This window comes from Shigella sp. FC1661 (genome assembly GCF_001712525.1).
In the GTDB taxonomy this organism is placed as follows: Bacteria; Pseudomonadota; Gammaproteobacteria; order Enterobacterales; family Enterobacteriaceae; genus Escherichia; species Escherichia coli.
Genome location: NZ_MDGW01000266.1, coordinates 1 through 21,202 on the forward strand (window position 1 = coordinate 1; position 21,202 = coordinate 21,202).

The following is a 21,202-nucleotide window of genomic DNA, read 5'->3' on the forward strand; positions in this document are numbered from 1 at the left end:
GAGCAGGTACCGGCATCCACGTTACAGACGGTCCCGGCAAAAGTGCCTGACCTGACCCCTATTAGCGGTTACCAGCGCCCCACCAGACCCGGTGACATCACCCCCCCGGATCATGGACGACTGGGGGCAGTAATCATGCCGGGTCTGGCTGGCTAACACCCCATTATAAGGGGTACGAATAAAGTAACGGGGCGATTTTAAATGAGAGGAATCTGGTGTGCCTCCCTTTCGGGTGAAAGGGAGGAAGGGATATTAAGCAGATTGCTGACAACGTGCGGGCTTTTTTGCCGGATGCGGCGTGAACGCCTTATCCGTCCTACAAGTTCATGCAATTTTAATAAGTTGCCAGATATCCTGTAGGCCTGATAAGCGTAGCGCATCAGGCAATGTGTCTTATTAAGAGACGTGCTGCAAAAATTCCTGCAAGCGCTGGCTCGGCGGGTTCTTGATCAACACCTGCGGATTGCCATCTTCCGCAATCCGGCCTTTGTCGATAAAGATCAGCCGCGAAGCTACTTTCTCGGCAAAACCGATTTCGTGGGTCACGATCACCATCGTCATCCCTTCTTCAGCCAGATCCTGCATAACCTTCAGCACTTCATGGCGCAGTTCCGGGTCAAGAGCGGAAGTCGGTTCATCAAACAGCATCATTTTCGGCTTCACCGCCAGCGCGCGGGCAATCGCCACACGCTGCTGTTGACCACCAGAAAGTTCGGAAGGGTAGTGATGTGCACGTTCTGCCAGACCGACTTTCGCCAGCAGCTCACGCGCCAGTTTTTCCGCCTCTTCTTTGTTCGCGCCACGCACGCGTAGCGGACCAAACATGACGTTTTCCAGCGCCGTCAGATGCGGGAAGAGGTAAAACTGCTGGAACACCATACCTGCTTCCTGGCGAATCAGGCGCTCGTCAACTTTCGGATCGTTAACCTTCAGGCCATCGACAATCAGATCGCCGGAGGTGATTTCTTCCAGTTTGTTGATGCAGCGCAGCAGGGTCGATTTACCGGAACCGGACGGCCCGATAATCACCACGACTTCGCCCTGGGCAATGTTCAAATCGATATTGTGCAGCACCTGGGTTGGGCCAAAGTGCTTGGAGACGTTTTTAAATTCAATCACAGGATTTTCATCCTTCTTTCCAGACGACGCAGAATAAAGCTCAGCACCAGGGTAATAATCAGATAGAACACCGCCACGGCGCTCCAGATCTCAAGGGCGCGGAAGTTACCGGCAATAATTTCTTGCCCCTGACGGGTCAGTTCCGCCACGCCGATAACAATAAACAGCGAGGTGTCTTTAATGCTGATGATCCACTGGTTACCCAGCGGCGGCAGCATACGACGCAGTGCCAGCGGTAAAATGATGTAGCGAATGGTTTCCCAACGTGAAAGACCGAGCGCCAGTCCTGCTTCACGAAAACCTTTGTGAATAGACAGCACCGCACCACGCGTGATTTCCGCAATGTACGCGCCGGAGTTGATCATGATGGTGACCACCGCCGCAGTAAATGGGTCGATGCGTAAGTCGTTAAACGCCATCGGCAGGGCGAAATAGATAAACATCACCTGGACGACGATAGGTGTGCCGCGGATCACTTCAATAAAGACCAGCGCGACGTGGTTGGCTATCCAACCACCGAAGGTGCGTGCAAAACCTGCCAGCAATCCGATTACCAGACCGCCAGCCAGACCGAGGACCGAAATCCACAGGGTCATTTTGGCACCTTCAATCAGAAGCGGAATGGCAGGCCAGATGGCACTCCAGTCAAACTGCATATGTTGTTCCTGTTACCGTGGTGTAAATAATCAAATTCAGGGTAATTAATGGCCCCGGAGCGGGTTTGCGCCCCTCACCCTAATCCTCTCCCCAGAGGGGAGAGGGAACTGCCAGTGCGCTTTACAGGTGTAGCGTTATTATTTCGGTTCAGTACCGAACCATTTTTTGTAGATTTCGTTGTAAGTTCCGTTCTCGCGCAGGGTTTTCAACGCGCCGTTGACTTTGTCACGCAGCTCGTCGCAACCTTTCGGGAACGCAATACCGTATTGCTGCGCTTCCAGAGAGTCACCTACCGCTTTGAACTGACCGTTACCGGCGGTTTTGATGAAGTACAGAATGTTTGGCGTATCGTGCAGAACGGCGTCTGCGCGGTTGGTGCCCAGTTCCATATAGGCGTTATCGATGTTCGGGAACTGACGCAGATCTTTAGTTTTGATGTTTGCTTTCGCGTAATCAACGGAGCCAGTACCGCTCTTCACAGCAACCACTTTCCCGTCGAGATCTTTCACGCTTTTCACATCGTTATTGTTAGCTTTCACCATCACTAACAGGCCGCTTTTGTAGTAGCCGTCAGAGAAATCGATCGCTTTTTTACGCTCGTCGGTGATGGTAATGCCCGCCAGCGCCAGATCGACGTTTTTGGTTTGCAGTGCCGGAATGATCCCACTGAAATCCATCGGCTTCAGTTCGTAATCCAGCTTCAGCTCTTTAGCGATGGCAGCCCACAGATCAACGTCAAAGCCCACATATTTATCGCCCTGTTTAAATTCAAACGGAACGAAGGCGGTATCCGTCGCGACAACTAATTTTTTATCCGCGGCATGAGAAGAAACCGCAAAAACCAGGGTCAGTGCAGCCAGTGAAACTTTTAATACAGACTTCATAGCATTTCCTTTTTTCTATCCACGGGACGATCCCCTGCGTGACATTCACATATATGAAAAAATCGTGCCAGTTTTGCAACTCATTGATTTTTAGAGATGCGGCAAAAACGTGATGCACGATTTATAGGGCAATACCCTGAAGATGCACCATTCTGGGGCACCAATCTGGTGCGCTAAAATTGTGCACTCAACACAGTGATTATTTAGCGTAAAACCTGATGAAAAAACAATCTTTATGTAACGATTGTGTGATGATGTGGATACAAAAAATTTACTTAATCAGCTGGAGATAGCAGATGGATGCACTAAATAAGTGCGTTGAGGTGGGCTGCAAAACAAAACGGCCTCCTGTCAGGAAGCCGCTTTTATCGGGTACTAAAGTTCTGCACCATCAGCGATGGATTTATTCGATGTTAGACTCGATAAACCACAGGAATTTATCCAGGTCGCGAGACGCGGCGGTCAGGATATCTGCGGTGTCGTCATCTTTCGCTTCGCCAATCGCTTTGCGTACGTCATTAGCGACGATTGCGTAACGGTCAGCCAGTTCTTTCAGGTGATCCTGAACGTTGTGGATGTCCAGCGGGTAACTTTTCAGCGGGGTTTTGCTGTTGATAACTTGAGTGGTCCCCAGAGCTACACCGCCCAGCTGCACTGCACGTTCTGCCATGGTATCCAGATGATCGATCAGTGCGGTGCGGAAGCCATCCAGCATTTCATGTACGGCAATGAAGTTAGCGCCGCGCATGTTCCAGTGCGCTTGTTTGGTAATCAAAGAAAGATCAATAAACTGGATAACCTGGCGATTCAGCAACTCTACTGTTGCTTTTTTCTCGCTGTCGGAGACATCGTTGCGGGTATAAAGCAGATTGGTCGCTTTTGATTTAACTAATTTAGCGGTACTCATAATTTCATATCCTCTTGATGTTATGTCCCAGTAATTAACGAGACTAAGTATAGCACCGGCTATGTGTTCCGCTATTCTGGCTGTTCCTATCACACTAATAGTGGTAACAAGCGTGAAAAACAAAACTAATAAAGATTCAATGAGTTAGATATATTGATAAGAACAATTCTTATTTATCTGCTCGCCAGGAATTTTCGGAATAAATATGCTTTTGCATAATTCGATATATAAAGACGGTGTAGAGGAAAAGTAGCGATAAATTCTGCATGGTTATGCATAACCATGCAGAAATGTAAATTTAATTAATGTCTAATTCTTTTATTTTGCTCTCTTTGCGTACTGTCAGCGTAGACCCCATTGAAGCGGCGATGATAGCGCCGAGCGCCAGCAGCTGTATGGGTGTCAGTGTTTCTCCGAGGAAAATCATCCCGGAAACGGCAGCCAGCGCCGGTTCCATGCTCATCAGCGTACCAAATGTCCGTGTTGGCAAACGGGTGAGGGCAATCATTTCCAGCGAATAAGGCAGAGCGGTCGAGAGAATAGCGACAGCCAGACCCAATGGAATAACCGACCAGTGCCAGAGTGCTTCACCAGCCTGAAGCGCTCCAATTGGCACGAAAATTAATGCTGCAATCAACGAACCAATTGCCACCGTCGCAGGGCCATGTTCCGCTCCTGCGCGTTGCCCACTTAAAATGTAAATAGCCCAACAAGCCCCGGCCCCCAGTGCCAGCGCACAGCCGGTTAAATCGACATGGGAAACGTCTTGCCCCAGCGGTAGCAGGAACCACAGACCAAGAACCGCCAGCACAACCCAGACGAAATCTACCGGGCGACGAGAAGAGAACAGCGCCACCGCCAGTGGTCCGGTGAACTCCAGCGCCACCGCAATACCCAGCGGTACTGTCTGAATAGAAAGATAAAAAAGATAATTCATCCCACCCAGCGAAACGCCGTAAAACAACAGCGGTAACCGTTGCTCTTTGGCAAAGCGCAGTCGCCATGGCTTAAAGAACGCGATGAGGATCAGCGTTCCTAATGCCAGACGCAGCGCAGTGACACCCGGTGCGCCCACCAGAGGAAAAAGTGACTTAGCTAACGAGGCTCCACCCTGAATAGACGCCATGGCAACGAGCAATATGACTATTGGTAACCAGACCGGCATTTTACGTAATGAACCAGGCATCCTTTCTCCCACAAATATCTAGACTTAAGTAAAGCGTGGAGTGTACTGGATATACCCAATGCTGGTTGAGCATTTGTTGAAAAAATTTTCCCCCGTTTTGACTAAAATGCGCCAGGATTGATGGAATCATTAGTCTGGTGATTAGGAATAATCTGGATGAATGACAGGGAAAACATGCGTAATACTTACGCAGTTCTCTGAAAAAGTGATTTAAATTTAGATGGATAGCGGTGTATGGAAACGTTCTGTTACATGAAATGGCCCGTTAGACATCACAAATCGCGAAGAGTTTCCCATTAATTTTTGATATATTTAAAACTTAGGACTTATTTGAATCACATTTGAGGTGGTTATGAAAAAAATTGCATGTCTTTCAGCACTGGCCGCAGTTCTGGCTTTCACCGCAGGTACTTCCGTAGCTGCGACTTCTACCGTAACTGGCGGTTACGCACAGAGCGACGCTCAGGGCCAAATGAACAAAATGGGCGGTTTCAACCTGAAATACCGCTATGAAGAAGACAACAGCCCGCTGGGTGTGATCGGTTCTTTCACTTACACCGAGAAAAGTCGTACTGCAAGCTCTGGTGACTACAACAAAAACCAGTACTACGGCATCACTGCTGGTCCGGCTTACCGCATTAACGACTGGGCAAGCATCTACGGTGTAGTGGGTGTGGGTTATGGTAAATTCCAGACCACTGAATACCCGACCTACAAACACGACACCAGCGACTACGGTTTCTCCTACGGTGCTGGTCTGCAGTTCAACCCGATGGAAAACGTTGCTCTGGACTTCTCTTACGAGCAGAGCCGTATTCGTAGCGTTGACGTAGGCACCTGGATTGCCGGTGTTGGTTACCGCTTCTAATCACTTTGGTGATATAAAAAATCCGCCTCTCGGGGCGGATTTTTGTTTTTAAGGTTTCGGGTCGAAAATATCGGTTCCGAGATGGTTGTAATCCACCTTCTGTAACTGGAAGTTGGTGATGTATATCGGCCCGGCTTTCTTCTCAGATATAAACGGGTATTTGATATTTATTTCCTTCGCTTTAATTCCCGTCCACTGCGAGAAAAAGCCTAAGAAGTCATTGGCTGAGCGGCGGGCTTTAATCACCCGATGCGCTTTATCGTCGCTGGAAATGACCATAAAAGGCACCTGGAAATTTTGCTGATATTTATCATCATGGGCAAGGTATTGCACGTCTTTGCCGCGCTCTTTAAAGGCCAGACCGTGGTCAGAAAAGTAAACCAGAGAGAAGCTGCTGCCGCTGTTGCGTAACTGATCGTACAGCTTGCGCAGTAAATCGTCCGTTTGCGTCATGGTATAGAGATAGCACGACGTTTCTTTCGATTGCACAAAGGTTTCGTATTTGCCTTGTGTCCTGTCGCAGGCCTGCGGATGCGAGCCCATCAGATGCAGAACAATCAGCTGCGGTTGCGAGTGCTCTTGCGCCAGCACTTGAGCGGTCATATCCAGTAACGCTTCGTCTTTCGTGTTTTTATCTGCTTCAAAATTACCTTCTTTCAGGAAGTACACTTCATCTGCACGTTTGGCGATGCTGGCGATAGCAGTATCGTATTCGCCGATTTGGCCCTGGTTGGAAAACCACCAGGTCTGGAAGCCCGCGCGATTTGCCAGGGTGACAAAGTTATCCTGAAACTGTGGTTTGCCATCGACTACGCGATTGAGCGTTAAGCCAAGCGATTTCTGCGTGGAGCCACTGGCGGCAATGTAGTCAGCAAATATCAAACCGTTAACGCTGCTGGCAAACGGGGTATTGTCCCAGTGACCGCCAAAGGCACCGAGGGCATCGCGACGCGCGCTTTCACCGATCACCACCACATAGGTCTGATACTTCGGCTTAACGGCAGTGACCGTCCAGGTATCTTTCATTCCGGAAAGTTTTGCCATCCGTTCTTGCTCTTCAATCACCTCGTTATTATTGACGATGACATCCTTAGCAAAACGAAATACCGGATAGCCAGTATCTTTCAGTTTAAATACGCCACCCCAGGCCAGGTTTTGCACGGGAGCAACAAAAAATGTCGCCACACTGAATACCAGACACAGGCTGTCGAAGGTATTCCAGCGCGCTTTTTCATTCTCTTTTTTTCGCCTGATTGCTATTACGCCGAGCGCAAAAATAAATAAGCCGACCAGGTAGCTGTACCACGGAAAAATCGTCAGGATTTCGGTCGACTCTTCCATATTGGTGGAGTGCAATGCCAGCAATGTATTGAAATTAGGCGCGCCGTAGGCCTGAGCAAAAGGGAAATAACAAGCCGCCACCAGCGAACTGACACCGACCAGAACTTTTTGTACGCGAGGCAATGTTCGCCATAGCAAAAGCAAAATAGCCGTAAACGCAGCGGTGTAGAGCAAACTGAAGGGGTAACCTAAGCCGAGGTTAATTAATAGCGACTGTAAAAAGTAGAACGCAGTCCACGGGCTAAATACCCGGCTACGGGTAACAAGCGATTCTTTGAGGGTTAAATTCATATGCCACTATCGTAACAAACGCCATGTGCTTACCCTGGCGTCAAGGGTCAATACCTGCAAGAGTGCGTGAAGAGTGGAAAGGGGTCCGCATCCGCGAGCCGCAATATACGCAGGGCTGCAAGAAGATAGAGCGAGCCGCCGTTCAGGTCAACTACTGACGAACAAATCTTTTGCGAAGGGGATTGCAAATCCGACAAAAAGTGGGTTTTTTCAGACCAAAACGCGTTATGCCTGCATGAAAGCAGGAGTGAAGCGGCGTACCGCGACGCCGCTATTTATCGGAAGGTTTATCTTGCTGCGGTTTGTTGTTGACCATATCGCACAACATAGAGAGCAGTATTAACCGTACTTTAAAGGGAGAATGACTAAACACGCGCATACACCTCTTGAACTCATTCATAAGACCTCCTGACTTGCTAATCCCGTCGATCCTTGAGGGATGATTGCATTACATACAGATATAGCACAGGCTATATTATATAGCTATTGCTAAAACGTTAATTTTTTGTACCTTCGCAACTCTGGTTTACAATGTGCGCACGAAATGAGAACGCTATGTATGCGTCACCATAATGAGGAAGCACAATGAGTCGTCGCGCAGGTACGCCAACAGCAAAAAAAGTGACGCAGTTAGTGAACGTGGAAGAGCACGTTGAAGGGTTCCGCCAGGTCAGAGAGGCGCATCGGCGCGAGCTTATTGATGATTACGTTGAGCTGATTTCTGACTTGATCAGGGAAGTGGGGGAAGCTCGTCAGGTGGACATGGCTGCTCGTCTGGGAGTTTCGCAACCGACGGTGGCTAAAATGCTTAAGCGGCTGGCAACCATGGGGCTGATTGAAATGATCCCCTGGCGTGGCGTGTTTTTAACGGCAGAAGGAGAGAAGCTGGCGCAGGAAAGCCGCGAGCGACATCAGATAGTCGAAAATTTCTTGTTGGTGTTGGGCGTCAGTCCGGAAATCGCCCGTCGCGACGCGGAAGGCATGGAGCACCATGTTAGTGAAGAGACGCTCGACGCTTTTCGTTTGTTTACCCAGAAACACGGTGCCAAATGAGCCTGCCTTTTTTACGCACGCTGCAAGGCGATCGTTTTTTTCAGTTATTAATTCTTGTTGGTATCGGATTAAGCTTTTTCGTGCCCTTTGCACCGAAATCCTGGCCTGCTGCTATCGACTGGCACACCATCATCACCTTAAGCGGCCTGATGCTGCTGACCAAAGGTGTGGAGTTAAGCGGTTATTTTGATGTGCTGGGGCGCAAAATGGTGCGCCGCTTTGCTACGGAGCGTCGGCTGGCGATGTTTATGGTGCTGGCGGCGGCGCTGCTTTCTACCTTTCTGACCAACGATGTCGCGCTGTTTATTGTTGTTCCGCTGACTATCACGCTAAAAAGACTGTGTGAGATCCCGGTTAATCGGCTGATTATTTTTGAGGCGCTGGCAGTCAATGCTGGTTCGCTACTGACGCCAATTGGCAACCCGCAAAATATTCTTATCTGGGGACGTTCTGGTCTTTCGTTTGCCGGATTTATTGCCCAAATGGCACCGCTGGCTGGCGCAATGATGCTGACGCTCCTGCTCCTGTGCTGGTGTTGTTTCCCTGGAAAGGTGCTGCAATACCATACGGGGGTGCAAACACCGGAGTGGAAACCGCGGCTGGTGTGGAGTTGTCTGGGGCTGTATATCGTCTTTCTAACGGCGCTGGAGTTCAAACAAGAGCTGTGGGGACTGGTGATTGTGGCGGCAGGCTTTGCGCTGCTGGCACGTCGCGTGGTGCTCAGTGTGGACTGGACGCTGCTGCTGGTGTTTATGGCGATGTTTATCGACGTCCATTTACTGACCCAGCTTCCAGCGTTGCAAGGCGTGTTGGGTAACGTGAGTCATCTATCTGAACCCGGGTTATGGTTAACGGCAATCGGTTTATCGCAGGTGATCAGTAACGTGCCGAGTACCATATTGTTGCTGAACTATGTGCCGCCGTCTTTATTACTGGCATGGGCGGTAAACGTAGGTGGCTTTGGGTTATTACCCGGATCGCTGGCAAGTTTGATTGCGCTACGTATGGCGAACGATCGCCGCATCTGGTGGCGTTTCCATCTCTATTCAATACCGATGCTGTTGTGGGCGGCGTTGGTGGGATATGTTTTGTTAGTTATACTCCCGGCCAACTAGGGTCTGGCAAATAAAAAAGGCGGATTATGAGTCCGCCTTTTGCTTTAAGTTTTGAAGATTAATTCAGACGAACCGGCATCCCGGAGCGGTTTTTAATCGCTTCATCAAGAACAACCTGGTCAACATCTGGCTGACCGGTCACTGTCTGCACGCTCTTCGTCAGGGTAATTGGCACAATTTCCTGACCTTCAAACTGGGCTTCGGTGGTAGACAGCGGGTTATGGACTTCAATATAACGGCTGCCGTCTGGCTCGGTGGTCGCTTTTACCGGCTCATCAATAAACTGTACGCGGGTACCGACCGGTACTTTCTCGAACAGGAATTTGATGTCTTCGTTACGCAGACGCACACAACCATGACTTACACGCAGGCCGATACCGAAGTTGGCGTTGGTGCCATGGATAGCATACAGGCGACCGATGTAGAGTGCATACAGACCCATCGGGTTATCCGGACCTGCCGGAACGACAGCCGGAAGCGGTTCGCCCGCAGCGCGGTACTCTGCGTGCATTTTGGCGGTCGGCGTCCAGGTCGGGCCTGCTTTCTTACGCTCAACTTTGGTGGTCCAGTTGATAGGCGTATCTTTGCCTAACTGACCAATGCCGATCGGCAGCACGATAACGGTGTTGGTCCCTTTCGGATAGTAATACAGACGCATCTCTGCACTGTTAATGACGATGCCTTCATGAACGGTATCCGGCAGGATCAGCTGCTGCGGAATGTTCAGTACAGTACCGCCTTTCGGCAGGAAGGTATCCACACCCGGGTTCGCTTCCATCATATTGGAAAGCCCCATCTGGTACTCCGCGGCAAAATACTCCAGCGGCTGAGTGTTACCTTCAGGAATGGTGATCACCTGATTCTGACCAACCAGGCGACTCCCGTCGGTTGGCAGAGGATAAGTTACCGCAGAGGCGGTACTGCAAAAGCCGACAACAGCGAAGGCCGCTGCGAATAATGTTTTCAATTTCATATTCATGTTAAGCGAGATTTTGTGCCTGGCAGGCCATTGGGTTGAGAATATTAGAGTATTGGAAGCGCATTATAAGTTCATTCCAGCTCACAGTGAAATCAGATGTGTACGAAATCACATTTTTTGCCTTTGGCTTGAGTGTAGACCTTAAGCGAGGAGCAGGATCTTCTTTCAGACTTATGGCATAATGCGCGGTTTGTCATATCTCTTTTCAGGATACGCCTGTGTTAGTTTCCAGTAACGTCACCATGCAGTTCGGCAGTAAGCCGTTGTTTGAAAACATTTCCGTCAAATTTGGCGGCGGCAACCGTTACGGCCTGATTGGCGCGAACGGTAGTGGTAAATCCACCTTTATGAAGATCCTCGGCGGCGACTTAGAGCCGACTTTGGGTAACGTTTCCCTCGATCCCAACGAGCGCATTGGTAAGCTGCGTCAGGATCAGTTTGCCTTTGAAGAGTTCACTGTGCTGGATACGGTGATCATGGGGCATAAAGAGTTGTGGGAAGTGAAGCAGGAGCGTGACCGCATCTATGCTTTGCCGGAAATGAGTGAGGAAGACGGCTATAAAGTGGCCGATCTGGAAGTTAAATACGGCGAAATGGACGGTTACTCTGCGGAAGCTCGCGCCGGTGAATTGTTGCTTGGCGTGGGAATTCCAGTGGAACAGCACTACGGCCCGATGAGTGAAGTTGCTCCTGGCTGGAAGCTGCGTGTGCTTCTGGCGCAGGCGCTGTTTGCTGATCCGGATATTCTCCTGCTCGACGAACCGACCAACAACCTCGACATCGACACCATTCGCTGGCTGGAACAGGTGCTGAACGAGCGTGACAGCACCATGATCATCATCTCGCACGACCGTCACTTCCTTAACATGGTCTGTACCCACATGGCGGATCTGGATTACGGCGAGCTGCGCGTTTATCCGGGTAACTACGATGAGTACATGACGGCGGCGACCCAGGCGCGTGAACGTCTGCTGGCCGATAACGCCAAGAAGAAAGCGCAGATTGCTGAGTTGCAATCTTTCGTTAGCCGCTTTAGCGCCAACGCCTCGAAATCTCGCCAGGCAACTTCGCGCGCGCGCCAGATTGATAAAATCAAACTGGAAGAGGTGAAAGCCTCCAGCCGTCAGAACCCGTTCATCCGTTTTGAACAGGATAAGAAACTGTTCCGTAACGCGCTGGAAGTGGAAGGTCTGACCAAAGGGTTTGATAACGGTCCACTGTTTAAAAATCTCAACCTGCTGCTGGAGGTCGGTGAAAAACTTGCGGTACTGGGTACCAACGGCGTCGGTAAATCAACGCTGATGAAAACGCTGGTGGGCGATCTGCAACCGGACAGCGGCACCGTAAAATGGTCTGAAAACGCGCGCATTGGTTACTACGCCCAGGACCACGAATATGAGTTTGAAAATGATCTGACCGTGTTCGAATGGATGAGTCAGTGGAAGCAGGAAGGCGATGACGAGCAGGCGGTACGCAGCATTCTCGGTCGTTTGCTGTTCAGCCAGGACGACATCAAAAAGCCAGCTAAAGTGCTTTCCGGTGGGGAAAAAGGGCGGATGCTGTTTGGTAAGTTAATGATGCAGAAGCCGAACATTCTGATCATGGACGAACCGACCAACCACCTGGATATGGAATCCATCGAGTCACTGAACATGGCGCTGGAACTGTATCAGGGCACGCTGATCTTTGTTTCACACGACCGTGAGTTCGTAAGCTCCCTGGCGACCCGCATTCTGGAAATCACCCCGGAACGCGTGATCGACTTTAGCGGTAATTACGAAGATTACCTGCGTAGTAAAGGGATCGAGTAAGTGATTATCCGTCACCCCGATACTGTCGGGGTGACGGCGGCTGATGACAAATGCAAAATAGCCTGATGCGCTACGCTTATCAGGCCTACGCAGTACCTGTAATATATTGAATCTGCAGGACTTTGTAGGCCAGATAAGGCGTTAACGCCGCATCAGGCATTAAGAAAGCGCACTTGTCAGCAATCTGAGTAACGTCGAATCGATTTTCTTAATCCCACATCAATTCACTTCCATTAACTCTCAAACATCCATGCCCAACGCTCGCTTACCGTGAATGTTGAGGTCGGCAAGCGTAAAGCGTCCTTCCCAGTTTGTTTCATAGTCCTCGCGCGGGAAGTCGCCCGGCGATGCGCCTTTTTCCAGTGCGGCCTTCACCTTGTGCGCGTAGGCAAGATTTTTCTTGCACATCGGTGCCGCAGGAATGTACATCACGTTGCCCCAACCCTGTTGATTTTCAACGGGGGCAACGGAATGGATGACGTCGCAGTGCCACCAGACGGAGTCTCCGGCCTCGAGTTTTGGAATGCTGGTTAACGCCTCAATTAACAGTGGATGCCATTGCTCTGATACCGGCAACACTCTTCCGGGCGCTACGCCGCACAGTTCATCCTCCGGCACATCATCAAGCAGCGTACGTAACAGTACGTACGCCATGGCTTCAGGAATGGGCACAACGTGCAGCAACCCCTGACCAGGCAGCATATCAGAGAGCGCTGTCCAGCCCTGGAATGTCCGAAACACGGAACATTTGGTGGTGTTGTCCACCGTGTACTCTTCAACTTCCGTACGATGTGCCGCATGCCAGGGATCATATTGCGCCAGATTGCCATTAAAGACGTTGGCGAAAACGCGCTGATACGCTGGAAGCAGCCAGCGTTCCAGCGCCCCGGAGTCGGTATGCGCTCCAAGACCTTTGGAGGTCGTTCCGGGCGGACGGCGGCGGATACGGTCAGGGTAGATGACGCTCATATCCGGGTTAAACCATTGCTTTCCATCACTTTCAAATGTCCACAGACGATTGAGAAACGACTGCGCATTCGCCATTTCTTCACTCTGGCGGGCCTGCATTTGCGTCTGCGACCAGTAGATGGGGTAAATCTCGGGACGTGAAGCGCTGAGCGTCCCGAAGAAATTATCGCCGGGGCCTTTGTAGACCTCGTCAAAGCGGTTGCGGTCCAGATAGTCCAGCATCGACTGATCCCAGCCTAGCGCTTGTTCGCGGGGGAAATGGCCTTTTATCACCGCACAACCGCGACGTTTAATCTGTTCGCGCTGCTCTGCAGTAACATGACCTGCTTTGATATCGGCATAAGACAGCACCGGCCAGACGGCATCGCCCTGTGCTTTGAGTGCGTTGATTTCAGCCACTCGCGTGGCAATGTCATCGCTTAGCTGATTAAAGATCTGCTGGACGTCGCCAAGCTGCGCCCGCAGCGCGTGCTTCATCTGACGGATAGCTGCTTTGTGATCGGCTGGCAATGTGTCGCTGGTAAAAGTAGAAGCCATAACCACCTCTCACTAACTTTCATTCGAAACCATTATGATTTGTATGTGACAATATAAGTTATAAATAAGTTAATGCAAGTTTAATGATTTGATGTGATGTACAGGATGTAAAAAGAAGGGAAAACCGGAGCGCACGGCTCCGGTAGAGAGGTCAGCTGTTAAAAGGGGATGTGTTATCCAGCACCGCCTGAATCACATTCAGCGCGCCTTCATGATTATTATCATCGGTAGCGTAACGGGCGATTTGTTTAATGTTTTCCGCAGCATTGCCCATCGCAAAGGAATAACGCGCCATTTTCAGCATCTCCGCATCGTTACCGCTGTCGCCAATCGCTACCACATTTTGCGGTGACAGATCCCAGCGTTTCAGTAACCGCGAAATACCGTTTGCTTTATGTAGACCGGGAATAATCAGGTCGATAAAGCCAAAACCACTGGTGACGGGTTTCATAATGCCATCGAACGCTATGTGCAGTTTGTCGATCACTAACGGGATTTGTTCATCTGGCAGGTTGAGCGAAAACTTGAACAGTACGTCGTCAATCTCCTGATAATCTTTTACAGCTTTCAGGCGATGGTAGTGTTTTGCCATCAGTGCGACAAATGCTTCGGGGGCATTTTCGCTGACATATGCACTTTGCAGACCGCAGGCGACAAAATTGAGTTGCTTATCTTTTAGCAACTCGCCAATAACAATCCGCGATTCATGTCGGGTCAGTTCGCCGTGGAACAGTTGCTTGCCATGTTCGTAAACCAGTGCGCCGTTTTCCGCGACAAAAGAGATCTCATCCTTTAGCTCAGGAAAGAACGAAATAAGCTGGTAATACTGATTACCGCTGGCGACAACGAACTCAATGCCGCGCTTTTTCAGTTCCTGATATTGCGCCATAAAACGTGGTTGGTTGTACGTTTTGGCGTCGTTAAGAAAAGTACCGTCCATGTCTGTGACGATAACTTTTACGCTCATAGGTGTGCTCCTGGCTCGAAAATGAAACCGTAACAGTGTAATAACAATGTGACGCAGAGCACAAATTATATTTCGAATGAAAGTAAGGATGAAATTGATGATGTGAATGATTTAGCCCGGCGACGCCGCAGCCGGGCCGAAGAGATTACAGCATATGTTCAGTACGAGCGATGATATCGTCCTGAGCGTCTGGAGAGAGCGCGGTGAAGAAGGCGGAATAACCCGCGACACGCACTACCAGATCGCGGTACTGATCCGGATGTTTTTTCGCCTCCAGCAGCGTTTCGCGGGAAACGATGTTGTACTGAATATGCCAGCCTTTATGCACCTCGAAGAAGGTGCGCAGCAGGATCATCAGCTTCTGCTTGTCAGATTCGTTCTCCAGCGTTGCCGGATTCAGTTTCTGGTTGAGCAACACGCCGCCGAGAATCGCTGCCGTAGGCAGTTTACCCACCGAGCCAATGACCGCAGTAGGGCCGAGATGGTCAGTACCAGAGGCCGGACTAGCGCCTTCTGCCAGCGGGGTGTGGGCTTTACGCCCGTCCGGCGTTGCCATAGTTTGCGCACCAAACGGTACGTTAGCGGAGATAGATGACGTACCCGCGTAATAGTTGCCGCCAACCGGACCACGACCATAGCGCGGATTATGGTACTGTTTCAGTTCGTCGATATAGGTCTGATAAGCGCGAGCCAGCAGCGTATCGACAGTATCATCGTCGTTGCCGTACTTCGGCGCACCGTTAATCAGCCGCTGACGCAGTTGCTCATGAGTCAGGCCATCGAAGTCATCCGCCAGTGCGGCAGCCAGCTGTTGCTGACCAATCGTGCCCTGTTCAAATACCAGTTTCTTCACTGCCGCCAGGCTGTTGCCGAGGTTGGCAATGCCAACCTGCAGGCCAGAAACCCAGTCATATTTCGCGCCGCCTTGCTTGATACTTTTCGCTCGCTCAATACAGTCATCCACCAGCGCCGAGCAGAGAATATCGTGCACGTTCTCTTCCAGCATGGTGTCGACGACATATTCGATTTCGATTGATTTACGCGTGTAATAACGGATTTGCGTATCCCACGCGTCCATTACTTCATCGAAATTGTTAAAGTTGCCTGCCGACAACGCTTTTTCTTGTGGCAGGAACACGTTGCCGCTGGTGGCATCACGCCCGCCTTCCAGCGCCGCCAGCATCACGCGGGCGAAGTTGATAAAGCTCATGCCGGTACAGCGATAGCCCCATTTGCCACCAACGGCGGTTTCGATACAACCAATCGCTGCGTAGTCGTAAGCGTCCTGCGGTTCAATACCGAGTTTAATAAATTCCGGGATCACGATTTCGTCGTTGTTGAACGCCGGCATCCCGAAGCCGCAACGGATCACCTGTACGCAGGCGTCGAGGAAATCATTACTCATTCCTGCATGGTAACGCACGCTGAGGTTAGGCTGAGTGGAACGCAGGCGACCGCAGGATTCGAGGATCGCGTAAGAGAGTGGATTCACCGCGTCCATTGGTTGACCATCAACCAGAGTTTGTCCGCCAATGGTGACGTTCTGATACAGAGGACTTCCCGCAGAGGCTTTTGAGTGTGAGCCGGAGCGGATCTTGTTCACTTCCAGCAGTTTCAGCCAGCAGCTATGCAGCAATTCGATGGCGTGTTCGCGATCCAGTGTCTGGTTGAGTTCAACGTCGCGGCGATAGTACGGGTAGAGATACTGGTCCATACGACCAAACGATACCGAGTGACCGTTAGATTCGATCTGCAATATCAACTGGATGAAGTAACACAGTTGCAGCGCCTGCCAGAAAGTCTGCGGCGGCTGGTGGGCGATAAGATCGCAGTTTTCTGCTATCGCCAGCAGTTCATCGCGACGGCTTTCGCGGGTTTCGGTCGCGGCCATTTCACGCGCCAGGGCTGCAAAACGTTCAATGTGTTCGCTGACTGCCACCAGCACGATATCAATCGCTTTCAGGAACTGTTCGCCGTGCAAATCTTCCAGTACCGTCAGATTGATGCGCGAGCGACGTTCCGCTACTTTCTCGCGCAGACCATCAAGACCTTTTTCCAGCAGCAGCGGGAAATTCACCGCCAGGTGCGCATCGCCGGAGGTCATATTGCCTTCCGCTTTAATGATTCCGGTCGCCAGCAGACCTTTTTGCTCATCGGTAAACATGCCGTAGCAGCGATCCTGTACCGTCTGACCGCGCCACCACGGGCACACTTCATGCAGAACGCGTTTGTTCTCTTCGCTCACCGCAAAACCAGCACCGGGACGATCTGCCAGATCATCAATCTCTTTTTCGATCCACGAGACGGTATATTCCGGGAAGATCGGCGCAGCGCGAACCTCGCTTGCCTGGTTGCCGATGATCAACTCATCGTGCTTGATCCAGATGGTGCGATTCGCCAGGTGATGCGCCAGAGCCAGCGCGCGACGTACCGGGATCGGCTTATCGAGATGTTGTTGATACATCTCGGTATAGTGCTGCGCGCGCTCGGTACAGACCGGCGGTTTCACAATATGCACCAGCGCATTTTTGTGCGCTTTAATGCGGTCGCTGAGCGTGTCCAGTTTCAGTGTGGTCATGGTTGTTATCCTCGTAAGGTCGCGGTTAACCCTTTCTGGCAGGCATACTGCTGGGCAAAGTCGAGCAGGTCTGGCGCATCAAGCGGTTTTTCCGGGGCGTCATAGGGCAGATTAAGTAAGTGATATTTGTTGATGCCCAGCGTGTGGTAGGGCAGAAAATGAATTTCGCCAACGTGCAGCTCGTCGGCGGCAAAATCGGTAATGGCTTTTACAGAGGTTTCGTCGGCATTAAAGCCCTGAATCAGCGGCACGCGGATAATGATTTTTTTGCCCGCTGCGGCGAGTTTTTTCAGGTTATCCAGCACCTTGGCGGCGTTACCGTCGGTCCACTGTTTAAACGGCGCGTCGGCAATGTGTTTTAAATCGGCAAGAAACAGATCGATATAGGGCAGAGAAGGGGCGATATATTTCCACGGCACATGCAGACAGGTTTCTACCGCAGTATGAATGCCTGCCTCGTGGCAGGCTTGCAGTAGCGCCGTCGCTATTTCCGGCTGCATAAAGGGTTCACCACCCGAAAGCGTTAAGCCGCCGCCGCTGCGATCGTAAAACGGTTTATCGCGCAGAACGGTCGCCATGATCTCCTCAACGCTTTTCACTTCCCCACACACGGTTAACGCCTGTGTCGGGCAGCAGTCGGTTAGCGCCGTCAGATGCTCCGGGGTTAACTTTTCCCGATGAATAAGCAAACCATTCAATGCGCGCTCAATCACTTCCGGCGCTGCCTTAGCGCACAGCTCGCAGCCTTCCAGACACAGTCGTGCGTCATACAGCAGATCCTGCGTGCGGGCGCGGCTTTCCGGGTTCTGACACCAGCGGCAGCCCAGCGAACAGCCTTTTAGAAATACGACCGTGCGGATACCGGGGCCATCATGGGTCGAGTAGCGCTGAATATTGAAAATCATAGTTGCCTCTCTGTTTCGTTCAAACATTAAAATACTTTCGAATGAAAGTTGGGTTGATGTGCGTCAACTGTTCAGAGAGTTTTCCCGTGATAGTCTACATTCAGACAAAAAGTACATTTTGAGGATGGTTATGGAACTGTATCTGGATACTTCAGACGTTGTTGCGGTGAAGGCGCTGTCACGTATTTTTCCGCTGGCGGGTGTGACCACTAACCCAAGCATTATCGCCGCGGGTAAAAAACCGCTGGATGTTGTGCTTCCGCAACTTCATGAAGCGATGGGCGGTCAGGGGCGTCTGTTTGCCCAGGTAATGGCTACCACTGCTGAAGGGATGGTGAATGACGCACGTAAATTGCGTTCTATTATTGCGGATATCGTGGTGAAAGTTCCGGTGACCGCCGAGGGGCTGGCAGCTATTAAGATGTTAAAAGCGGAAGGGATTCCAACGCTGGGAACCGCGGTATATGGCGCAGCACAAGGGCTGCTGTCGGCGCTGGCAGGTGCGGAATATGTTGCGCCTTACGTTAATCGTATTGATGCTCAGGGCGGTAGCGGCATTCAGACTGTGACCGACTTACACCAGTTATTGAAAATGCATGCGCCGCAGGCGAAAGTGCTGGCAGCGAGTTTCAAAAACCCGCGTCAGGCGCTGGACTGCTTACTGGCAGGATGTGAATCAATTACGCTGCCACTGGATGTGGCACAACAGATGATTAGCTATCCGGCGGTTGATGCCGCTGTGGCGAAGTTTGAACAGGACTGGCTGGGAGCGTTTGGCAGAACGTCGATTTAACCGGACGTTCTGCATCCTCATAAATTGCTGATGACGTGGCGGAGTGCCGCGTCTTATCTGGCTTGGAGGTGGCAATTACTGCCCGCACACCTCACACCCCGGATTACGCATCAGTTTCATTTCGCGAAACTGACAGGTCATCGCATCGTACATGACGATTTTCCCGCTGGCCGGTTTGCCATAACCTGCCAGCAGTTTGATCGCTTCCATTGCCTGCAACGAACCAATTACTCCGATCAACGGTGCCATCACGCCTGCTTCTACGCAGGTTAACGCGTTCTCGCCAAACAAACGGCTAAGGCAGCGATAGCACGGTTCGCCGTCCTGATAAGTGAAGACCGTGATTTGCCCTTCCATACGAATTGCCGCGCCGGAAACCAGCGGCACCTTCGCGGCAAAACAGCCTGCGTTCAGTTGATTACGTACCGCAACGTTATCCGTACAGTCGAGCACCAGATCGTGTTCAGCAATCAATGCTGCAAGTTCTGCGTCATCTAGCAGTGCATTGACTGGCGTAATCGCGATATGTGGGTTGATCCGCGTCAGGGCGTCACGGGCGGATTCCACCTTCGGTTGCCCGACCGTGGCATCACTGTGCAGTGTCTGGCGTTGCAGATTCGAGAGCGAAACCGTGTCGAAGTCGAGCAGCGTCAGGTTGCCGACACCGGCGCTTGCCAGATACTGCGAAGCTGCGCAGCCGAGTCCACCGAGGCCGACGATCAGCACACGAGAATCTTTTAGCGCCTCCTGACCGTCAAAATCAAAACCGCGCAGAATGATTTGCCGGTTGTAGCGCAGCATCTCCTGATCGCTGAGTTCCGCCATTACAGGCCTCCGAACAACGCGTTAAACGGTTCTACTTCCACCCATTCGCCCACGTCCACATTGCCGCGATCGCGTTCCAGCACGATAAAGCAGTTGCCGAGACTAAAGGAGCTAAATATATGTGAACCCTGATGTCCGGTGGTCGTCACTTCAAGTTCACCGTCGGCGTTGCGTTGCAGCACGCCGCGCTGGAAATCAAGACGTCCTGGCGTTTTTTTCAGGCGGGACGCTGTGCGTACGCGCTGGCGCGCGGGCAGGCCGCTGGCGGTGTTGCCGCTTAGTTTTGCCAGCAAAGGCTGTACCAGTTGATAGAAGGTCAGCGTCGCTGAAACCGGGTTGCCCGGCAGGCCGCAGAACCAGCTATTGCTGAGTTTACCGAACGCGAACGGTTTACCTGGTTTAATCGCCAGCTTCCAGAAGGCGATCTCCCCCAGCTCTTCAAGAATCGTTTTGGTGTAATCCGCTTCACCCACTGAAACACCGCCGGAACTGATCACTACATCCGCCTGGCTGTCGGCTTCAATAAATGCGGCGCGCAGGGCATGGGGATCGTCGCGGATAATCCCTAAGTTGATTACCTCGCAACCCAGCTGTTCTAACATCAGGTGTACGGCGAGACGGTTGGTGTCGTAGATTTGGCCGTCGCCCAGCGGCTGACCGGGCAACTGGAGTTCATCACCGGTAGAAAAAAGCGCTACACGCACTTTACGAATCACCGGAACTTCGGCAATCCCCAGTGAAGCAATTACTGGCAGCTCTGCGGTAGTCAGGCGAGTTCCCGCCGGGAAAACAACCGCACCTGCAGAGATATCTTCACCGCGACGGCGAATATTTTGCCCGCTACGCACTTCAGCAGTAAAACGCACGCCATTGTCCGTTTGTTCAGTCTGCTCCTGCATCACCACCGCTTCGCAGCCTTCCGGCACCGGCGCACCGGTCATAATACGAATGCAGGTGCCCGCAGGCCATTCACCATGATACGGCTGACCGGCAAAGGATTTACCGGCAACGGGCAGCGGTTGCCCGGAGGCAATATCGGCTAAACGCACCGCGTAGCCGTCCATTGCGGAGTTATCAAACCCCGGAACATCAAGCGGCGAAACGACATCGCTCGCCAGAATACGACCAAAACACTGTACCAGTGGCAGCGTTTCCTGGGCGGTCAGTGGGGTGACGCGAGAAAGCATCTCATTAAGCGCGGTGTCGAGCGACATCAATCCGGTGGTAAATTCCATGAAAACACTCCTGCGGAGGCAAAATCGAATTTGCCTATTATGTCAGAAAAACGCCACAGACTGTATGCCACCTCGGGCGTAGCGTTGGCTCCTGCCTTTACATGCCATATCCATCTTTCTATATTCAAAAATTGAATGAGTAATTCATAAAAATTCTGATATTTATAGCAAAAGTGGCGAGC

At 51.4% G+C, this 21,202-nt stretch carries 20 protein-coding genes; 6 read left to right on the forward strand and 14 right to left on the reverse strand.

Annotated elements, in window-relative coordinates; genetic code table 11:
• Positions 1 to 396: 396 nt before the first annotated feature.
• The 5 genes from glnQ to rhtA form a co-directional block, all read right to left on the reverse strand.
• The gene (gene glnQ, locus BFF42_RS15185; protein ID WP_000569083.1) at positions 397 to 1,119 is read right to left on the reverse strand and encodes a glutamine ABC transporter ATP-binding protein GlnQ; all 723 of its coding nucleotides are present in this window, start codon (positions 1,117 to 1,119) and stop codon (positions 397 to 399) included.
• On the reverse strand, positions 1,116 to 1,775 hold the full coding sequence (glnP, locus tag BFF42_RS15190; RefSeq protein ID WP_001159063.1) for a glutamine ABC transporter permease GlnP: 660 nt from the start codon (positions 1,773 to 1,775) through the stop codon (positions 1,116 to 1,118). The genes glnQ and glnP overlap by 4 nt, the downstream gene beginning before the upstream one ends.
• Before the next feature lie 138 nt (positions 1,776 to 1,913).
• A complete protein-coding gene (gene glnH / locus BFF42_RS15195) occupies positions 1,914 to 2,660 on the reverse strand; it encodes a glutamine ABC transporter substrate-binding protein GlnH (protein WP_000843880.1) in 747 nt (248 codons plus the stop codon).
• A 403-nt stretch (positions 2,661 to 3,063) separates the two neighbouring features.
• Complete coding sequence (dps, locus tag BFF42_RS15200) at positions 3,064 to 3,567, reverse strand: DNA starvation/stationary phase protection protein Dps (protein WP_000100800.1); 504 nt, start codon at positions 3,565 to 3,567, stop codon at positions 3,064 to 3,066.
• A gap of 298 nt (positions 3,568 to 3,865) precedes the next feature.
• Positions 3,866 to 4,753 carry a threonine/homoserine exporter RhtA gene (gene rhtA / locus BFF42_RS15205; protein ID WP_001295297.1) on the reverse strand — a complete coding sequence of 296 codons (888 nt, stop codon included), beginning with the start codon at positions 4,751 to 4,753 and terminating at the stop codon, positions 3,866 to 3,868.
• 234 nt (positions 4,754 to 4,987) lie between these two features.
• Here rhtA and BFF42_RS15210 point away from each other — a divergent pair, with 234 nt between their 5' ends.
• Together BFF42_RS15210 and ompX are read left to right on the forward strand one after the other, a co-directional pair.
• Positions 4,988 to 5,053, forward strand: a complete 66-nt coding sequence (locus tag BFF42_RS15210) for a protein YliM (RefSeq protein ID WP_120795379.1) — start codon at positions 4,988 to 4,990, stop codon at positions 5,051 to 5,053.
• A 52-nt stretch (positions 5,054 to 5,105) separates the two neighbouring features.
• Positions 5,106 to 5,621, forward strand: a complete 516-nt coding sequence (gene ompX, locus BFF42_RS15215) for an outer membrane protein OmpX (RefSeq protein WP_001295296.1) — start codon at positions 5,106 to 5,108, stop codon at positions 5,619 to 5,621.
• Positions 5,622 to 5,669: 48 nt separating this feature from the next.
• On the opposite strand, the gene opgE is transcribed toward ompX, so the two are convergent.
• Together opgE and mntS are read right to left on the reverse strand one after the other, a co-directional pair.
• On the reverse strand, positions 5,670 to 7,253 hold the full coding sequence (opgE, locus tag BFF42_RS15220; RefSeq protein ID WP_001054678.1) for a phosphoethanolamine transferase: 1,584 nt from the start codon (positions 7,251 to 7,253) through the stop codon (positions 5,670 to 5,672).
• 271 nt (positions 7,254 to 7,524) lie between these two features.
• Positions 7,525 to 7,653 carry a manganase accumulation protein MntS gene (gene mntS, locus BFF42_RS15225; protein WP_001001760.1) on the reverse strand — a complete coding sequence of 43 codons (129 nt, stop codon included), beginning with the start codon at positions 7,651 to 7,653 and terminating at the stop codon, positions 7,525 to 7,527.
• 185 nt (positions 7,654 to 7,838) lie between these two features.
• Between mntS and mntR the strand changes: the two genes are divergently transcribed.
• Entirely contained in the window at positions 7,839 to 8,306 is a 468-nt protein-coding gene (gene mntR / locus BFF42_RS15230) for a manganese-binding transcriptional regulator MntR (protein WP_000091016.1), read from the forward strand.
• The gene (locus BFF42_RS15235) at positions 8,303 to 9,421 is read left to right on the forward strand and encodes an anion transporter (RefSeq protein ID WP_000056460.1); all 1,119 of its coding nucleotides are present in this window, start codon (positions 8,303 to 8,305) and stop codon (positions 9,419 to 9,421) included. Before mntR ends, BFF42_RS15235 begins: the two co-directional genes overlap by 4 nt.
• Positions 9,422 to 9,479: 58 nt before the next feature.
• Here BFF42_RS15235 and ldtB read toward each other — a convergent pair whose 3' ends face one another.
• Entirely contained in the window at positions 9,480 to 10,400 is a 921-nt protein-coding gene (gene ldtB, locus BFF42_RS15240) for a L,D-transpeptidase (RefSeq protein ID WP_001056384.1), read from the reverse strand.
• Positions 10,401 to 10,618: 218 nt separating this feature from the next.
• Here ldtB and BFF42_RS15245 point away from each other — a divergent pair, with 218 nt between their 5' ends.
• Positions 10,619 to 12,211, forward strand: coding sequence for an ABC-F family ATPase (locus tag BFF42_RS15245; protein ID WP_000961462.1), 1,593 nt, complete (start codon positions 10,619 to 10,621; stop codon positions 12,209 to 12,211).
• 240 nt (positions 12,212 to 12,451) lie between these two features.
• Here BFF42_RS15245 and BFF42_RS15250 read toward each other — a convergent pair whose 3' ends face one another.
• The 4 genes from BFF42_RS15250 to BFF42_RS15265 form a co-directional block, all read right to left on the reverse strand.
• Positions 12,452 to 13,717, reverse strand: coding sequence for a DUF1479 domain-containing protein (locus BFF42_RS15250; RefSeq protein WP_000168810.1), 1,266 nt, complete (start codon positions 13,715 to 13,717; stop codon positions 12,452 to 12,454).
• Between the two features lie 151 nt (positions 13,718 to 13,868).
• Positions 13,869 to 14,684 (reverse strand): sugar-phosphatase YbiV, encoded by an 816-nt coding sequence (gene ybiV, locus BFF42_RS15255; RefSeq protein ID WP_000114242.1) that lies wholly within the window; start codon positions 14,682 to 14,684, stop codon positions 13,869 to 13,871.
• A gap of 145 nt (positions 14,685 to 14,829) precedes the next feature.
• The gene (locus BFF42_RS15260; protein WP_000209330.1) at positions 14,830 to 17,262 is read right to left on the reverse strand and encodes a glycyl radical protein; all 2,433 of its coding nucleotides are present in this window, start codon (positions 17,260 to 17,262) and stop codon (positions 14,830 to 14,832) included.
• 5 nt (positions 17,263 to 17,267) lie between these two features.
• Positions 17,268 to 18,167 carry a glycyl-radical enzyme activating protein gene (locus BFF42_RS15265; protein ID WP_005024442.1) on the reverse strand — a complete coding sequence of 300 codons (900 nt, stop codon included), beginning with the start codon at positions 18,165 to 18,167 and terminating at the stop codon, positions 17,268 to 17,270.
• A 130-nt stretch (positions 18,168 to 18,297) separates the two neighbouring features.
• On the opposite strand from BFF42_RS15265, the gene fsa reads away from it, so the two are divergent.
• On the forward strand, positions 18,298 to 18,960 hold the full coding sequence (gene fsa / locus BFF42_RS15270; protein ID WP_004981835.1) for a fructose-6-phosphate aldolase: 663 nt from the start codon (positions 18,298 to 18,300) through the stop codon (positions 18,958 to 18,960).
• Between the two features lie 75 nt (positions 18,961 to 19,035).
• On the opposite strand, the gene moeB is transcribed toward fsa, so the two are convergent.
• Together moeB and moeA are read right to left on the reverse strand one after the other, a co-directional pair.
• The gene (gene moeB / locus BFF42_RS15275) at positions 19,036 to 19,785 is read right to left on the reverse strand and encodes a molybdopterin-synthase adenylyltransferase MoeB (protein ID WP_000829216.1); all 750 of its coding nucleotides are present in this window, start codon (positions 19,783 to 19,785) and stop codon (positions 19,036 to 19,038) included.
• Entirely contained in the window at positions 19,785 to 21,020 is a 1,236-nt protein-coding gene (gene moeA, locus BFF42_RS15280) for a molybdopterin molybdotransferase MoeA (protein ID WP_000397361.1), read from the reverse strand. The genes moeB and moeA overlap by 1 nt, the downstream gene beginning before the upstream one ends.
• Positions 21,021 to 21,202: the final 182 nt, after the last annotated feature.

What these genes read in the sequence shown, in the direction of transcription:
- glnP (WP_001159063.1), bottom strand. Translation starts at nt 1,775, where the DNA reads ATGCAGTTTGACTGGAGTGCCATCTGGCCTGCCATTCCGCTTCTGATT.
- glnH (WP_000843880.1), bottom strand. Translation starts at nt 2,660, where the DNA reads ATGAAGTCTGTATTAAAAGTTTCACTGGCTGCACTGACCCTGGTTTTT.
- dps (WP_000100800.1), bottom strand. Translation starts at nt 3,567, where the DNA reads ATGAGTACCGCTAAATTAGTTAAATCAAAAGCGACCAATCTGCTTTAT.
- rhtA (WP_001295297.1), bottom strand. Translation starts at nt 4,753, where the DNA reads ATGCCTGGTTCATTACGTAAAATGCCGGTCTGGTTACCAATAGTCATA.
- ompX (WP_001295296.1), top strand. Translation starts at nt 5,106, where the DNA reads ATGAAAAAAATTGCATGTCTTTCAGCACTGGCCGCAGTTCTGGCTTTC.
- opgE (WP_001054678.1), bottom strand. Translation starts at nt 7,253, where the DNA reads ATGAATTTAACCCTCAAAGAATCGCTTGTTACCCGTAGCCGGGTATTT.
- mntS (WP_001001760.1), bottom strand. Translation starts at nt 7,653, where the DNA reads ATGAATGAGTTCAAGAGGTGTATGCGCGTGTTTAGTCATTCTCCCTTT.
- mntR (WP_000091016.1), top strand. Translation starts at nt 7,839, where the DNA reads ATGAGTCGTCGCGCAGGTACGCCAACAGCAAAAAAAGTGACGCAGTTA.
- BFF42_RS15235 (WP_000056460.1), top strand. Translation starts at nt 8,303, where the DNA reads ATGAGCCTGCCTTTTTTACGCACGCTGCAAGGCGATCGTTTTTTTCAG.
- ldtB (WP_001056384.1), bottom strand. Translation starts at nt 10,400, where the DNA reads ATGAATATGAAATTGAAAACATTATTCGCAGCGGCCTTCGCTGTTGTC.
- BFF42_RS15250 (WP_000168810.1), bottom strand. Translation starts at nt 13,717, where the DNA reads ATGGCTTCTACTTTTACCAGCGACACATTGCCAGCCGATCACAAAGCA.
- ybiV (WP_000114242.1), bottom strand. Translation starts at nt 14,684, where the DNA reads ATGAGCGTAAAAGTTATCGTCACAGACATGGACGGTACTTTTCTTAAC.
- BFF42_RS15260 (WP_000209330.1), bottom strand. Translation starts at nt 17,262, where the DNA reads ATGACCACACTGAAACTGGACACGCTCAGCGACCGCATTAAAGCGCAC.
- BFF42_RS15265 (WP_005024442.1), bottom strand. Translation starts at nt 18,167, where the DNA reads ATGATTTTCAATATTCAGCGCTACTCGACCCATGATGGCCCCGGTATC.
- fsa (WP_004981835.1), top strand. Translation starts at nt 18,298, where the DNA reads ATGGAACTGTATCTGGATACTTCAGACGTTGTTGCGGTGAAGGCGCTG.
- moeB (WP_000829216.1), bottom strand. Translation starts at nt 19,785, where the DNA reads ATGGCGGAACTCAGCGATCAGGAGATGCTGCGCTACAACCGGCAAATC.
- moeA (WP_000397361.1), bottom strand. Translation starts at nt 21,020, where the DNA reads ATGGAATTTACCACCGGATTGATGTCGCTCGACACCGCGCTTAATGAG.